Consider the following 15,812-nt stretch of genomic DNA (forward strand, 5'->3'; position numbering starts at 1 on the left):
AGCATCTTCACGAGACATGACTTGCTTTCCAACAGCAGTGTATTAACAGGAAGACAGGAAAGAACTGGAGCCGGCGGACCTTGAGCGACTTCGACACCACACCGACAGAATTGATCGAGACCCCCATCACCATCGGCGATGTCAATCAGGAATATTTCAACCACGTCAAGAAGATAAACGACGTCTTTTACGATCAGGTGAAGATATCCGACCAGAAGGCCGCCTATATCTTCACCTTCATGCTGGCCTTTCTGGTTACCTCCAGCGAGGTCCGCAACGTCTTCACCATTGCCCGCTACCTGGAGCGCGACATCGTCGTCAACGGCCTTTCGGCCATGCTCGCGCTCGCCTCGACCTTCTCGATCCTGTCCGCCTTGCTGGTGGTGCTGCCCCGGCACATCAAGACATCATCCTCGCTGTTCTGGGGCACATGGGCTCATCACCGGCCGCTGCTCGAACAGGCTGCGGAAAAGGCCGACATCAACTATCTTTTCAACGAATACATGCGCAATGCCGACGTGCTGTCGTTGATCTGCCGACAGAAGTACAGGTTCGTGTCCTTCGCCTTTCGCGGCCTGATCGCCACGGTGGTAATCTATGTCGCGCTGTTGATTGCCGGGTGATGAAATGGATTTCCTAACGAAGCAGCACCTATCCTCGCAAGTAAGCTGACGGTCCGCGCGCGCCGGTCTTGCGCTTGCCGCCACCGATCCGAAGCATTAAGTGGTCGTCGTAGGAAACCGCATGCAGCGGGCTCCCTTCAGGTTTTCGGTGCCGGTCGCCGCAAATGGGATGTGGAACGCAGTTCATGAAATCATCCGCGACAGGCAAGATCGGCGTCACGTCGAGCGGCATTCTGTCAATTCCCTTTATCGACGTGTTTCTTGGCGCCCAGGTCTGTCGCGTCTCGTCTCGCTCGGCGGCGGCGGATCTCGTTGCCGTTGCCGGCTGGGGGACCAAGCCAAGTGGTCTGAGCGCGGCGCAGATCGCCGCCCGCCTGGATGTCCCTGCCCTTTTCCTCGAGGACGGCTTCCTGCGCTCCTACTTCGCCGGACAGAACTCACCACCTCTTTCCATCGTGCGGGATGAGGAGGGCATCTATTATGACAGCCGCCGACCATCTTCGCTGGAGAAGCTCCTGAATTCCGAGGTCGACCTGATTGCCGGTCTGGAAGCGGATGTCGAAAGAGCCAGGAGCCTGATCCTCGAACACCGATTGAGCAAGTATAATCACGCGCCCGATCTCGATGAAGAAGTCCTCCGGAAGGACGACATCCGGCGTGTCCTCGTCATCGACCAGACGGCAGGCGACAACAGCGTCGCGATGGGCGGGGCCGGACCGGAGACCTTCGAGGCGATGCTCGCCGCAGCGCGGGCTGAAAACCCCGACGCGACCATCTACGTCAAAACCCATCCTGAAGTCAGTTCCGGCCGGAAGCGCGGCTATCTCAGCCACATCCTTGACGACGAGCGCACCGTCCTGCTGCGCCACCCGATCAATCCGATCAGCCTGATCGAGACGATGGACGGCGTCTACACGGTGACCTCCACCATGGGTTTCGAGGCCCTGCTCGCAGGCAAGCCGGTCACCGTCTTCGGATTGCCCTGGTATGCCGGCTGGGGTGTGACCGATGACCGACAGCGCTGCGAGCGCCGCACCCGGCATCGGACGATCGACGAACTGTTTGCCGCGGCCTATTTCCACTACACGACCTATCTCGATCCCGTTACCCGGACGCGCGGCTCCATCTTCGACGTGATCGACTGGCTCATCCTGCAGAAACGGATGGCAGCGCGCCATTCCGGGCGCATGATCTGCCTCGGCTTCCGCCGCTGGAAGGCCGCTGCGCTGCGCCCGCTGCTGTCACTCCATCAGGACCGCGTGCATTTCGTCGCCAACCTGGCGGCCGCACGCGCGCTCGGGCCGCAAGAAACCGACTGCCTGGTCATATGGGGCCGGGACCTTCCCGCCGGTCTCGAGGCCCTTGCGGCGCAAACGGGGGCACGGATCTTGCACATGGAGGACGGCTTCATCCGCTCGGTCGGTCTCGGTTCCGATTTCATCAGGCCGTTTTCGATCGTGCTGGATTCGCGCGGCATCTATTTCGACCCGGGCCGCCCTTCCGATCTGGAAGACATCCTGAACGCGGGTGAATTCACCCAGAGCGACCTTGCACGTGCGGCCAGGCTTCGCCGGACCATCGTTGACAACAGCATCACGAAATACAATGTCGGCGCGCCGGACACGCCAGACTGGAGACGAAGCGAACGTCTGGTGGTTCTGGTGCCCGGCCAGGTCGAGGATGATGCTTCGATCCGCTACGGCTGTCCCGGCATCCGGACCAATGCGGAGCTTCTGGCCGCCGCGCGGGCCGCCCATCCGGAAGCCTTTATCGTCTACAAGCCGCATCCCGACGTTGCATCTGGCAATCGCAATGGCCATGTCGCACCGAGCCTGACGGCGGCGCTTGCTGACCATGTTGAAACCCGACACTCGGTGATCGGCTGTATCGAGGCCAGCGACGTGATCCACACCATGACCTCGCTGACCGGCTACGACGCGCTTCTGCGCGGCAAACGCGTCATCGTCCACGGCGTGCCGTTCTACGCCGGCTGGGGCCTCACCGAGGACATGACCGGCGCGGAGGCATTTAAACGCCGCTCGCGCAAGCTCTCCCTTGACGAACTGGTCGCCGGCACGCTGCTGAAATACCCAGCCTACTGGGACTGGGAGCTCAAAACCTACGCCACCTGCGAAGCGACGCTGCACAGGATCATGGAGTTCCGCCCAAATTTGGACAACAGACGCAGCGATATGCTCAGCCATTGGGTGAGACAGCTACGCAAGATTCGCCTCATCACCGGATCATGGACATGGCGGTAGGCACAGGAATAGCTTGACCCCAGAGGATCGCAAATTAGAAATATACAAGAAGCTGAAGTTTCATTTCCGTTTGTCATCAAAGTGTTTCTTTTGGAAACGACGTTGGCGATGATGAAGCGTCACCCGAGGCCGCGCAACTCGGCTGTCCGGTTCCTCGCTTAAAAATGTGAATGAGAACCAATGTCGGCGGTTGTAATTGTTCGGTTGATTTGAGAAGGGGTATTCCCCCCGCTGGTCGCGACGGAGCAAAATGAACATTTGCCAGAGGATGCCAATGCACGATGATTTGTCTCTGAAGCCGGTCCTGCACCCGGCAGAGCCGCTTCTGGTCAGACCGGAAGCGAGCATCCTGGATGCCATCCGCGTCATCGATGCCGGCGCGCAACAGATTGCCATCGCCGTCGATGACGATGGACGCCTTCTAGGCGTGGTAACCGATGGCGACATCCGCAGGGCGATCCTGAGGGGGGTCGATCTTTCGGGCAAGGTATCGCAGATCCTCAACCACAAGCCGACCGTCTGCAGACGCACGGCAAGCCGGGAAGAACTCGCCAGGACCCTGTTGAGTCACGAGCGCATCACGCGTCTTCCGGTGGTTGACGAGGGCGGCTTCGTCGTCGGCCTCTACCGCACCGAGGATCTCGTCGCCAACCCGTTCAGCCACGAACTGCCGGTCGTGCTGATGGCCGGCGGGCTTGGCACACGCCTGCGGCCGTTTACCGACAACATTCCCAAGCCGATGATCGATGTCGGCGGGCGACCGATCCTCGAACACATCATCCGGCGGTTCGTCAGCCAGGGCTTCAACCGGTTCTACATTTCCGTCAATTACCTTTCCCATGTGATCAAGGAGCATTTCGGCGACGGGCGAGCCTTCGGCGCGCAAATCGTCTACCTTGAAGAGACGGAACGTCTGGGGACTGCCGGCAGCCTTCGCCTGCTTCCAAGGGATCTCGAGGGCCCGTTCTTCGTCATGAACGGCGATCTCCTGACCGCCGCCAATTTTGCGGCCATAGCCAACTATCATCTGGAGACGGGCGTCGACGCGACCATGTGCCTGCGCGAATATACCGTCCAGGTGCCTTACGGCGTGGTTGCGCAAGCCGGCGGGCGCTTTGTCGGCATCGAGGAAAAGCCGATGCATCGCCACTACGTGAACAGTGGCATCTACGTGCTGGACACGGCTATTCTGGATCTGCTTCCCGACAGCGGCTATTTCGACATGCCTTCGCTTTTCGACAGCCTCATGCAGAAAGATCCGAGCGCTGCGGCCGTATTCCCGTTGCGGGAATACTGGTGCGACATCGGCCAGGTTGCCGACCTGGAGCGGGCGCGTCGGGAGATTTCGAAAATTTCCAGTTATTGAGGCTGAACGGCCGCGACCGCGCCGAGATGCAAGCCCGGCAGGAGATCCGGGCCCTGAGTTTCGGCTGTTTGCGACTACCGATGTAACCCGGTGCGGAACTGCGCGGGCATTTTTTCGAGAAGGAGGCCGGTGTTGAAATCAATTGTCGACTACCTGGGCGTGATCGAACGAAAGTTTTCCCGCTTCTCCCTGACAATCCTACTGGCGCTGCTGGGGGCCAAGGCAGCAGGACGCTATTTCATTCATTCTCCGATCGTCCGCAGGACGCAGGCCCGCATTCTCTGGTTCCATGAGCAGATCAGGTCGCGCAAAGGGCAGGATGCGGCCGACGCCTTCGCATTCGACTATCTGTCCGCCCGGCCGAGAGTTCAGGACTACAGCAATCTTCTGGTGGGCACGGCGGCCAATCGCCCCGGCACCGACAAGGTCGCAGCATCCCTACCCGCTATCATGAAGACCGCCGCCAAGAGCGCCGATGCATCGGTGGCGCTGGTTTCCACCCTTCTCGATCGTGGCGACATCGAACTTGCACTCAAGGTGATCGCCGAGCACATGAATGACGCTCGCGTCAATTCATCGGTGGACTGGCCATCCTTGCTTCTCTCCCTGACCCCCAGGCCGCTCTTCGAGACCGGGACCCCTGGCCCCGGCCTGAGTAGCGTGAAGGACCTGAAGCCGCAGCCGAGCAAGAGCCGCCTCATCATCATGGATGAAGAACTGTCGCCGGCGGCGATCAGGAGCCTTGCGGTCGGAGCGGAAAAGATCACCCTGCTGCAATACCGGGATCTATACGGGCGGATCGACCTCAGCGCCATTCAGGCCGAAATTCCGGGCTGCGAAATCATCGTAGAGCACGCTCGCTCTCGCGTGGACCGTTTCCACCAACGGTATTTCGAGCTTCACCAGAAGACCCTTGGCGCGGCGGAGGCATTGAGCAACAATTTCATCGCGAACACGCCTTGGCTAGGCGAACTTGTTCCGGCTCTTAAGGGCTTCGGCAAGGATCTGACACTAGACCTCGCTGACAAGCTCTTCTTCAAGGCATTGCGCCTTGAGGGTGTCTATCGGGCTGTGCGCGATCCGAGTTTTGACCGTGTGATCGTATCATTCGGTGACGGGTTTGAGCTTTACCGATTGTTCTATTCGGACGCCACGCTTTGGCGAGATCCGCGTATCACGGGCTGCTGCCGATCCCGCAAGATTAAAACCGTGACAAAATTCGCCTCGCGCGTTTCTGAAATGCGACGACACGCGTCTGTCGGGAGTTCAGCGCCGATCCTTGCGCATATTGCCTCTCTGAAAGAAAGTGCAAGACCGGATGCTCATCACTCCGCGCCGGAAACCGTCAGGCAATATTTGGAGGCAGCAAGCAAGGTCTCGGCACCCACGACGCCGAGTCATATGCCGAATCGCCAGACAATTGCGTTCATTGCGCAAGAGGGCCGCGCCTATGGCCCAACCGCGTTCCAGATGGCAACGCATCTTCACGCCCGCTACAATGTCGACGTCATCCTCACTCTGGGAAGCGCGACCGGCCTGCAGAAATCTCTGGCGTCAGCACAGAAGGACCCATTTCTGGCGACGGCCGCAAAAGGCCGTCAGCCGGGCTATCTGAAGCTGGCAGCCCCGGCCCCCGACCGGGCGGCCACAAAGGCCTTCTCCGACCAGTTCAATGTAGTGGTAGACGACACGGTAAAGGCGCTGCTCTGGGCCAACCAGCACGATCATGCGGTGTCTTCGGCAATTGATTTCATGCTCACGGACGGCCTGGCGCAGGCGATTTTGAACGTTATGGGGAACGCTCGCGCTATTGCGGCGCTCCTCGAGCAGCAGAATTACTCTGCCATCGCGATCTCCCCCGTGCGGACCCCGCGCAATGCGCAGTTCACCACGCTGGCGCGCGAAGCCGGAATACCGACTATCGCCGTCGAGCCTCATTGCCTGAATGCCGCTTATTGCCGTTACGGCACGGTCCTCAGCGACTATGCAGCAGTCTATTCCGACTATTATACAGAGGAGTATGACCGGTACTTTGGCATACCCAAGAATCGCTGCTACCCGTTTGGCTCACCTCGAATCCTGCGGCCTCTCGGTTATGACCCAATCGCCTCGCGTAGGGAGGCACGTCGGCGGATAGGCCTGCATGAGGGTGATCCACCGGTGATCGCGGTGCCGACCCAGCCAATGCCTGCAGATCACATCCTTGCAGTCTGGAGGATGATAATCCGTGCCGTCATGGCACTGGACATGCCGGTGCGTGTCATTCTGAAAACCCATCCCGAGGAAGGCTCCGGCCACGTCGATCGCTACCGTCACGTCATTATGGAGGAAAATGCCACGCAAGTGTGCTTCGTGGCCGACGTCGACATCAAGGACCTGCTGATCGCCAGCGAACTTGTGCTTACGGCCTACAGCGTCACAGCCTTGGAAGCGGTAGTGCTGGAGCGTAACGTGGCGATCGTCGGCAGGGCCGGGGTTGTCTATCCCACGGAATACGACAAAATCCTCGGCATTCCTTTTTGCGGCACCGAGCAGGAGACGAAGAACGCCATCCTCGAGGCCATGACCTTGGGCAGAGATGCCAAGTCCGGCGCAAAGGACTTCATGGCGAAGAATCCCCACCTGTTCGACAATTCGACCTTCGATCGCCTGACCACTATCATCGGGGACGTTATTGCCAAGGGCCCCGAAGGCATCCGCCGCCACGAGGACCTGCCTGCCTCCCTTTTCGTAACCGCCCCTTTCCAAGAGTATCTGGTATGAACAAGTCATTTTCCATCGCGGATAGAAGCATAGGCCGGAACCACCCTTGCTTCATCATCGCCGAGATCGGCGTGAACCATAACGGCGATCCGGAGCTCGCGGCAAAGCTCGTCACCGCGGCGCGCGACGCCGGTGCCGATGCGGTGAAGTTTCAGACGTTCCGGGCGGACCGGCTTGTGGTGCGCGCCACGCCGACGGCCGCCTATCAGAAGGCCAATACCAACCTGACCGATCAGCACGCCATGCTCGCCGCGCTGGAACTCAGCGAAGAGGCCCATCTCGTCCTCCTCGCGCAGTGCCGTGCGGAAGGCATCATCTTCCTCTCCTCGCCTTTCGACGTGGAGAGCATCGACATGCTCGACCGGCTTGAGGTGCCCGCGTTCAAGGTGCCCTCGCCCGACTGCATTTCCCAGTCCTACCTGGCACATATGGGCGCCAAGCGGCGCCCGGTCATCCTCTCCACCGGCATGTGCGACCTCGAGGAGGTTGCCTTCGGCGTGGAGACGCTGCGCAAGGCCGGCAGCGAGGATATCGCGCTCCTGCACTGCACGAGCTGTTATCCGGCACCGTCCGACGAGCTCAACCTCCGCGTCATCCCCGCCCTTGCCGACGTGACCGGACTGCCCGTGGGCTATTCCGACCACTCGGACGGGATTGCCGTTTCGATCGCCGCCGTAGCGCTCGGCGCCTGCGTCATCGAAAAGCACATGACGCTTGACCGCAACCTGCCCGGCCCTGACCACAAGGCGTCCCTGGAACCGGCCGAATTCGCCGCGATGGTCGCCGGCATCCGCAGCGTCGAACAGGCGCTCGGCAGCCCGGTGAAAGCGCCCCAGCCCTGCGAAGCCTCGGCGCGGCAGCTCGGCCGGCGCAGCGTCGCCGTTTCCCGCAATCTCGCGGCCGGCCACAGGCTCACGGCCGAGGATCTCACGCTGCTGCGTCCCGGCACCGGCCTGCCCCCGCGGATGGAGGGACTGGTCGTCGGTCGCACGCTTCGCCGCGACATCGCCGAGAATACCTTGCTCGCGCTCGAGGATCTGGAATGACCCGAGCGAACCGACTGATCCTGCTGGGAGCCGGCGGCCACGCGAAGGTCATCGCCGAACTCGCCCGAGCGGCAGGCTGGCAAATCGCCGGCTTCCTTGCGCCGCGCAACGATCGCGGTGAGGAAAACCTCGGCGCGCCGCTGCTCGGCGATGGCGCCGATCTAACCGCAGATCCTTCTTGGCTAGAGCAAAACGACCTGTTTCCGGCGATCGGCGAGGGCGAGATCCGCTGGCGCGAATTCGTGCGGCTTGCCGCAGCCGGCGCGCGTGTGCCTTCGTTGATCCATCCGAGCGCGATCGTCTCGCCCTCGGCACGGATCGAAGCAGGTGCCGTCGTGATGGCCGGCGCCATCATCCAGGCCGACAGCGTGGTCGGTCCCGCGGCGATCATCAATACCGGGGCGCAAGTGGACCATGACTGCACGATCGGAGCCGGCTCGATGATCGCGCCCGGGGCGGTGCTGTGTGGCGCCGTCCACGTCGGAGACCACGCATTTGTTGGCGCGGGCGCCGTCCTGGTCCCCGGCATTCACATTGGCAGGGGCGCCTTTGTCGGTGCCGGAACCACTGTCGTCAACGACCTCAGCGAGGGGACCCAACTCAAGGCCTCGCGGCGGTCGCAGGTCGCCCCGATAGCGGAGTAGAGGATGTTTGAGTTTCGACCCTACCGAAGCGGGGATGAGCCGGCGATTACGGCCCTGTTCGAGGTCGTCTTCGGCCGCCCGATGAGCCTTGAATTCTGGCGGTGGCGCTTCCTCGACCACCCGGCCGGCGGCCCGCTCGTCATGCTCGCTTTCGCCGAAGGCACGCTCGTTGGTCACTATGCGGCGAGCCGCGCGCCATTGAGTCTTCATGGGGAACACCACCCTGCCGCTCTCTCCATGACGACGATGACCCATCCGGACTGGCGGGGCCGGCGTCTGTTTGAAAAAACCGCCGAAGCGCTTTACGCCACGCTTCCCGAGCAAGGGATATCGGCGGTCTACGGCTTTCCCAACCCGGCCGTCCATGCCCTGCGCATCATGCGGGCCGGCTGGTATGACAGTTACGAAGTCCCGACCCTGACGCTCGACATGGCTTCGCTGCGTCATCCGGCTCAACCTGACCCCGCCGTCCGCATCGCCGAGCACATCGACGCACGGTTCGGACGGTTCTTCGCCAAGGTCGCCCCCGACCTGCCGATCGCACCGCACCGCGACAGCGACATCCTGGCCTGGCGGATCGATCGCAATCCCGACAACACCTATAGGCGTTACGTGCTGGAGGAGGGCGACGAGATTGCCGGTTATGCGCTGACCAAGGCCTATGGCGCGGACATGCTCGATCTCGTGGAACTGCGCGCCGCAAGCGGGGCCGCGGCCCGTGCGCTGATCAACACCGTTGCCGCGGATGCGGCCGCCTCCGACCGCACGCGCATCGCCACCTGGTGCCTGCCCAACGACCTGCATCGCCTGCCGCTCGAAATGGCCGGCTTCAAGGCGTCGGCGCCCGTCACCTATTTCGGCGGCAGAACCTTCACGCCCCTTCCCGCCGACCTGACCGACGGCCGCCTCTGGCGCCTCTCCATGCTGGATTCCGATCTCTATTGAACGAAAGCAATATGACAAGAACAGTCCATTTCCTGACCGGAATTCGCTCCGAATACGACATCCTCGCACCGATCATCGCGGCGGTCGACGCGCAACCGGATCTCGATGCCGGCGTGATCGTCACCGGAGCGCACTTGACCGGACTGCACGGCCAATCCGTCCGCCAGATCGAGGCCGACGGCTATCGCATCGCCGCCCGCATCGATTCGCTGCTCGCCTCCGATGGCCTGGGCGGGCGGGTGAAGGGCATGGCCCTGCAACTGGCCGGCCTGACCGACCTGTTCGCCCGCGAGCGTCCGGACTTCCTCGTCGTCATGGGCGACCGCGAAGAGGTGATGACCGGCGCCGTGGCGGCCATCTATCATCACATCCCGGTCGTCCATGTCGGCGGCGGCGACCATGCCGACGACGGCAACGTCGACAATCTGGTCCGCCACGCCGTGTCGAAGATGGCCCATCTTCACATGGCCACGACTGAACTCAGCGGCCAGCGCCTGCGGCAGCTCGGAGAAGAGCCGTGGCGCATCCACGTCACCGGCGCCTCCGGCCTCGACCGCATCATCGCCACCCCGGACATGGCGCGTGACGAGCTTGAGACGGCGCTCGGCGTCGACTGGCACGGCGAACCCTATGCGGTGCTGCTCTACCACCCGACGATCACCGACTTTGCCGAAGCGCGGGCACATATGGCGTCGATCACGCGCGTGCTCGAGGCGAGCGGCCTGAACATCGCGGTCATGGCCCCGAACTCCGACCCCGGCAACCAGGCGATCACCCTGGAGATCGACGCGCTGATTGCCCGCTGCCCGAAGGCGAAGGCCTTCACCTTCCTCGAACGCAAGGTCTTCATCAACATGCTGCGCCATGCGCGCGTGATGGTGGGCAATTCGTCCGCCGGCATCCTGGAAGCGCCCAGCATGGGCCTGCCGGTGGTCAATATCGGCATCCGCCAGAGAGGGCGCGAGCACGGCGACAATGTGATCTTCACTGACTACGATGCCGGCGAAATCGCCGCGGCCATTGCCAGGGCCACGACGGACGAAGGTTTCCGCGCCCTGGTGGCGCAGCGGCGCACGCCTTATGGCGACGGCAAGGCCGGGCAGCGGATTGCCGAGGTCTTGCGCACTGTCGAGATGGGCCGTGGCCTGCTCGATAAGAAATGGGCTCAGGGAGTACGATAATGCTGTTGGAAAGCGGAAATGGACCGATCCTGGTCATTGCCCCTCATCCGGACGACGAGACACTCGGTGCCGGTGGCCTCCTGCTGCGCGCCCGCGCGGCCGGACGTCCGATCCACTGGCTGATCGTCACCGGCATCACCACGGAACAGGGCTGGCCGGCCGAGAAGGTCGCTCGTCGCGAAACCGAGATCGACGCAGTTGCAAAGGCCTTCGGCTTTGCCGGCGTCCACCGCCTCGACCTGCCGTCCGCCAAGCTCGAAACCCTTGCCCTCGGCGAGGTGATCGGCGGCATCGGCAAGGTCGTCAACACCGTCAAACCGGAGATCATCCTCGTTCCGCATCGCGGCGATGCCCATTCGGACCACCACGTGGTCCATGCGGCGGCGACGGCCTGCGCAAAATGGTTCCGTTACCCTTCGGTGCGCTGGACGCTGGTCTACGAGACACTGTCCGAAACCGATGCGGGTCTATTTGCCGCGGATCCGTTCCTTCCGAACATCTTCGTCGATATCAGCGAACAGTTGGAGGAGAAGCTGCGCATCACCAAGATGTTCAATGACGAGATCGGCGAATTCCCCTTCCCCCGCAGCCTTGAGGCCATCCGGGCGCTGGCGATGACACGGGGAGCGGCATCGGGAACGAAAGCGGCGGAGGCCTTCATGCTGTTGCGCGGCCGATTCTGAAACAATGCTTTGCGGCGGGACCAGCGCCTGTCCGCCTCGCCTAAACCTTGCCACTCATCGAGGCATCCACTAAGCCTTTGATCGTTACCAGCGCGCCAAGAGGACATTCAAGCGGCGCAGGCAACAGGATTTCCGGAATCACATGCTTTCTACTTTTTCGCATATGCATCGCGAGCTTGGACTGGAGGGCGGATTGCGCAAGATCGGTCAGACCGTTCGCTGGTGGATGGAGGGCGCGCCGGGCCGGTTGAGCCGCAAGCGTTACGTGCGTCTCTATCAGCAGGGTCAGTTCGAGGAGGCCGCACTGGCCCTGCGACAGGCCCTCGAGGCGACGCCGGACGACGCGCAATTGATGTTACAGGTGGCCAACCTTTCACGCTTCGGCCTGCTGCCCCTCGAAGAAGCCCTGTCGCTGCTGCGGCGGATCACTACGAAGGCGCCGCACGCCGCTGCCCGGCAGGCACTCGTCAGCATGATCAATCTGCTGTGGGAGCGCAGGGGTGCCGACGCGGCCATGGAATGGTTCGCGCCCCTGGTTGGCGATGAAAAGACGACGGCGCGTCTCCTTTTGCGGGCCGCAGCGCTTGCCCATGAGGCCGGAGAAACGAGGAAGGCGTTTGACCTGCTGAACCGGGTTGGCCACAACGATCCGGCGGCCCTGCCGTCGATGGGCTATCTCGATCTGATCCTCGCGGTCGCGGACGATGGCGCGGCGGAACTTCCCCAGGCCGGACGGGCGCGCGCCGTTGCCGCCCACCTGTCCCGTTTCGAAGGGACGTTCACACAGATGATTGCGGGCACCGCCGGACATGTGGCGGTCGTTGCCAACGGACCGTCCCTCGAAGGCCTGGCGCTCGGTCGCACCATCGATTCGCACCAGCTCGTCGTTCGCTTCAACAACCACGCCGCAAAACCGGGATCCGCCGATCAGGGGGAGCGGACGAACATCTGGTTCCGGCCGACCGAATTTACCCACGTGCCGATGCGCGAGGCGCCGGCTCCCGAACTCATGGCGCTCACCGGCTGTAACATCCGGAACCGGTATTCCAACGGACTACAAGTGCTCGAACCCTATGTGCACGCAGAGCTGCCGGTCGAACTGGTGCCGAAGGAACTGTATGCCCGTCTGTTCGCTGCCCTCGACGCCTCGCCAAGTGCAGGCCTGATCGGGCTGGCGTGGACCCATGAGGCGGTGGGAAGAAAATTGTCACCCGCACAGGTTTTCGGCTATTCCCTGGGCCGCAATACTTCCGCCGTCTCGCATTATTATGGTAAGCGCCATACAAGCTCCTGGCCCAGCCGCCATAATTGGCAGGCGGAACATAGTCTCTTCCAGTCACTGATAAGCGAGGTCATCTCCGCGTGATTCCAACAATCCTGGTCGTTGGCTGCGGCAATATTGGACGCCGCCACATTGAAGCGCTTGCCGCCGCAGGCCGGCCTATGCGGGTGATCGGCATAGAGCCCGGCGAGGGCGCACGCGCCCAGGCCACGGCACTCGTCGCCCCTTTTGCCAACGGATCAACGGTGCTTGCCGACATGGACGGCGTGCCGGATGTCGCCGATCTGGCGATCATCGCCACCTCGGCGACCCATCGCCGGTCGGCCTTCGAGGCACTGCTGTCACGCTGCACTCCGAAAGCGGTTATTTTCGAGAAAGTGCTTTTCACCACACGCGCGGACCTGGACGCCGTCGGCCAGATGCTGGCGGCGCGGGCAATCCCCGCCTTCGTCAATTGCGGTCGCCGCGGCTTTCCCGCCTATGACCGGCTGCGCGATCAGCTGGCAGGCCGGCACGGCCTGTCGATGGAGGTCACCGGCGCCGGCTGGAATCTCGGCTCCAATGCCATCCATTTCATCGACCTGGCAGAGCATGTTCTTGGGGACCGGACGGTCGCGCTCGACGAAACCGGTCTCGACCCCAAGCCGGAGCCGGCACGCATCGCGGGATGCGTCGACCTTTTCGGCACGCTGCGCGGCAAGCTCGCAGGCGGCGGGACAATTGCCATCACCCAGGAGCGCGCTCCGGGCGAACCGGTTTCGATCACCTTTTTCGGCGACGGGGAAAGCTGGCGGGTGGAAGAAGGTGCGAAAAGGCTCGTTCATCGCAATGCGGCCGGCGAAGAGGACGTCCAGGTGTTCGAACCACTGTTCGTCAGCGGCATGCCCCATCTCTACAACGAGATCCTCGACGGCAAGGGGTGCCGCCTGACGCCCTACGAACAGTCGGCAGCGCAGCACGCGCTGTTCCTCGATGCGTTTCGCCGGCGTCTCGATCTTTCCAACTCGGAGGACGTGCCTTGCCCGATCAGCTGACCCCCTTGCTCCTCGTCGGGACCGGCGCGATGTCGGGCGCCTATGCCAAGGTGCTGAAGGCGCTCGGCCAGCCCTTTATCGCAGCCGGTCGCGGCGCAGAGCGCGCCGAAGCCTTTGCCCGGGAATGGGGCGTCGAGGCGGGCCACGGCCCGCTTCCCGAGCAGATCGCAAAGTTTGAAACCGTTCCGCAAACCGCGATCGTCGCCGTCAGCGCCGTCAATCTTGCCGAAGCGACGGCACAACTTATCAAGGCCGGCGTGCGCCGGCTGCTGGTGGAAAAGCCTGTCGCCCTCAATCAGGCCGATGCCGAAAAGCTGGACGAACTCGCACGCGATGCCGGCGCCGAAGTCCATGTCGCCTACAACCGCCGTTTCTACGCCTCGGTCGAGGCCGCGCGGAAGATCATCGACGCCGACGGCGGCGTGCTGTCGGTCAAGTTCGACTTCACCGAGGCGCGCACGCGCATCGAGGCGCTGGACAAGGATCCGGCCGAGCTTGCCGGCTGGCTCTACGGCAATTCGACCCATGTGATCGACCTCGCCTTCTTCCTCGGCGGCCACCCGAAGACGATCTTTGCCCAGAGCCGCGGCGGCCTCGCATGGCACCCGTCCGGCGCGATCTTCACCGGCTGCGGCACGACCGACAAGGGCGCCGACTTCTCCTACCATGCCAATTGGCTCGCGCCGGGTCGCTGGGGCGTCGAGGTGATGACGGCCAAGAGCCGCCTCGTCCTGCAGCCGATGGAACAGCTTTTCCTGCAAAACCAGCAGAGTTTCGCCGTGGAAGCCGTGGCGATCGACGACGCCCTGGACAAGGAATTCAAGCCAGGCCTCTACCGGCAGACGGAAGCGTTCCTGTCCGGCAAACCCGATCCCCGCCTGATGAGCCTGTCGGAACAGGCCAAGGCTTTCAAGGACTATACCGTCATCCGCGACGGCAACATCTCGAACTTCGAAGGAGAAAACCGGTCATGAGCAACCTGTCTGGCAAAACAATCCTCGTGACCGGCGCCGACGGCTTCATCGGCTCGCATCTGGTCGAGCATCTGGTGCGCCAGGGCTTCAAGGTCCGCGCCTTCTCGCTCTACAACAGCTTCGGCACCTGGGGCTGGCTCGATCGGGTCGCCCCGGATGTCCAGGGCTCGTTCGAGGTCTTCAGCGGCGATATTCGCGATCCGAACGGGGTGGCGACCGCCATGCGCGGCTGCGATGTCGTGCTGCATCTGGCAGCGCTGATCGCCATCCCCTATTCCTACCATTCGCCCGACACCTATATCGACACGAACATCAAGGGCACGCTGAACGTGCTGCAGGCGGCGCGCCTGCTCGAAACCGAGCGGGTCGTCCACACCTCCACCAGCGAAGTCTACGGCACCGCCCAGTTCGTTCCGATCACCGAAGAACACCCGCTGGTCGGCCAGTCGCCCTATTCGGCGTCGAAGATCGGCGCCGACCAGCTGGCCCTGTCCTTCTACCGTTCCTTCGGCACGCCGGTGACCGTCATCCGCCCGTTCAACACCTTCGGCCCGCGCCAGTCGACGCGTGCGGTGCTGCCGACGATCATCACCCAGCTTGCCGCCGGCAAGAAGGAAGTTCGCCTCGGCAAGCTCAGCCCGACGCGCGACTTCACCTATGTCGCCGATACCGTCAAGGCCTTCCAGGCCATGGCCGAAAGCCCGAACGTGCTGGGCGAAGTGGTCAATTTCGGCAGCGGCTTCGAGATCTCGATCGAAGACAGCGTCCGCACGATCATCGACGTCATGGGCGTCAATGCCCAGATCGTCTCCGAGGAGCAGCGCCAGCGCCCGGAACTGAGCGAAGTCGATCGCCTGTGGGCCGGCATCGACAAGGCCAAGCGCCTCACCGACTGGAAGCCCGGCTATTCGGGTCACGAGGGATTTGCCCGCGGGATTCGCGAAACGATCGAATGGTTCAGCAATCCGAGCAATCTGGCCCTGTACAAGGCCGACACCTACGGTATCTGA

13 protein-coding genes are annotated in these 15,812 nt (G+C 62.7%); all 13 read left to right on the forward strand.

The genetic code is table 11. The annotated features are described in order from the left end of the window. Positions 1-80: 80 nt before the first annotated feature. The 13 genes from RHIZ70P_RS00095 (at position 81) to RHIZ70P_RS00155 (ending at position 15,812) form a co-directional block, all read left to right on the forward strand. Positions 81-623, forward strand: a complete 543-nt coding sequence (locus tag RHIZ70P_RS00095; RefSeq protein WP_115668354.1) for a Pycsar system effector family protein — start codon at positions 81-83, stop codon at positions 621-623. 185 nt (positions 624-808) lie between these two features. Then, positions 809-2,884, forward strand: a complete 2,076-nt coding sequence (locus RHIZ70P_RS00100) for a capsular polysaccharide biosynthesis protein (protein WP_115668355.1) — start codon at positions 809-811, stop codon at positions 2,882-2,884. Positions 2,885-3,158: 274 nt separating this feature from the next. Continuing rightward, on the forward strand, positions 3,159-4,250 hold the full coding sequence (locus tag RHIZ70P_RS00105; RefSeq protein ID WP_210209719.1) for a nucleotidyltransferase family protein: 1,092 nt from the start codon (positions 3,159-3,161) through the stop codon (positions 4,248-4,250). Between the two features lie 132 nt (positions 4,251-4,382). Next, a complete protein-coding gene (locus RHIZ70P_RS00110) occupies positions 4,383-7,013 on the forward strand; it encodes a hypothetical protein (protein WP_115668356.1) in 2,631 nt (876 codons plus the stop codon). After that, entirely contained in the window at positions 7,010-8,059 is a 1,050-nt protein-coding gene (gene neuB, locus RHIZ70P_RS00115) for an N-acetylneuraminate synthase (RefSeq protein ID WP_115668357.1), read from the forward strand. The genes RHIZ70P_RS00110 and neuB overlap by 4 nt, the downstream gene beginning before the upstream one ends. Beyond that, the gene (locus tag RHIZ70P_RS00120) at positions 8,056-8,703 is read left to right on the forward strand and encodes an acetyltransferase (protein ID WP_115668358.1); all 648 of its coding nucleotides are present in this window, start codon (positions 8,056-8,058) and stop codon (positions 8,701-8,703) included. The genes neuB and RHIZ70P_RS00120 overlap by 4 nt, the downstream gene beginning before the upstream one ends. Before the next feature lie 3 nt (positions 8,704-8,706). Next, positions 8,707-9,648: a GNAT family N-acetyltransferase gene (locus RHIZ70P_RS00125; RefSeq protein ID WP_115668359.1), complete on the forward strand. Its 942-nt coding sequence runs from the start codon at positions 8,707-8,709 to the stop codon at positions 9,646-9,648. Between the two features lie 11 nt (positions 9,649-9,659). Then, complete coding sequence (gene neuC, locus RHIZ70P_RS00130; protein WP_115668360.1) at positions 9,660-10,829, forward strand: UDP-N-acetylglucosamine 2-epimerase; 1,170 nt, start codon at positions 9,660-9,662, stop codon at positions 10,827-10,829. Beyond that, positions 10,829-11,512 (forward strand): PIG-L deacetylase family protein, encoded by a 684-nt coding sequence (locus tag RHIZ70P_RS00135; protein ID WP_115668361.1) that lies wholly within the window; start codon positions 10,829-10,831, stop codon positions 11,510-11,512. The genes neuC and RHIZ70P_RS00135 overlap by 1 nt, the downstream gene beginning before the upstream one ends. A 142-nt stretch (positions 11,513-11,654) precedes the next feature. Continuing rightward, positions 11,655-12,878: a tetratricopeptide repeat protein gene (locus RHIZ70P_RS00140; RefSeq protein ID WP_115668362.1), complete on the forward strand. Its 1,224-nt coding sequence runs from the start codon at positions 11,655-11,657 to the stop codon at positions 12,876-12,878. After that, on the forward strand, positions 12,875-13,828 hold the full coding sequence (locus RHIZ70P_RS00145) for a Gfo/Idh/MocA family oxidoreductase (RefSeq protein WP_115668363.1): 954 nt from the start codon (positions 12,875-12,877) through the stop codon (positions 13,826-13,828). Before RHIZ70P_RS00140 ends, RHIZ70P_RS00145 begins: the two co-directional genes overlap by 4 nt. Beyond that, positions 13,813-14,802: a Gfo/Idh/MocA family protein gene (locus RHIZ70P_RS00150; protein ID WP_181903908.1), complete on the forward strand. Its 990-nt coding sequence runs from the start codon at positions 13,813-13,815 to the stop codon at positions 14,800-14,802. The genes RHIZ70P_RS00145 and RHIZ70P_RS00150 overlap by 16 nt, the downstream gene beginning before the upstream one ends. Next, positions 14,799-15,812 (forward strand): NAD-dependent 4,6-dehydratase LegB, encoded by a 1,014-nt coding sequence (locus RHIZ70P_RS00155; protein ID WP_115668365.1) that lies wholly within the window; start codon positions 14,799-14,801, stop codon positions 15,810-15,812. Before RHIZ70P_RS00150 ends, RHIZ70P_RS00155 begins: the two co-directional genes overlap by 4 nt.

Origin of the sequence: Paenirhizobium selenitireducens ATCC BAA-1503 (genome assembly GCF_900492185.1) — a bacterium.
Classification (GTDB): domain Bacteria; phylum Pseudomonadota; class Alphaproteobacteria; order Rhizobiales; family Rhizobiaceae; genus Allorhizobium; species Allorhizobium selenitireducens_A.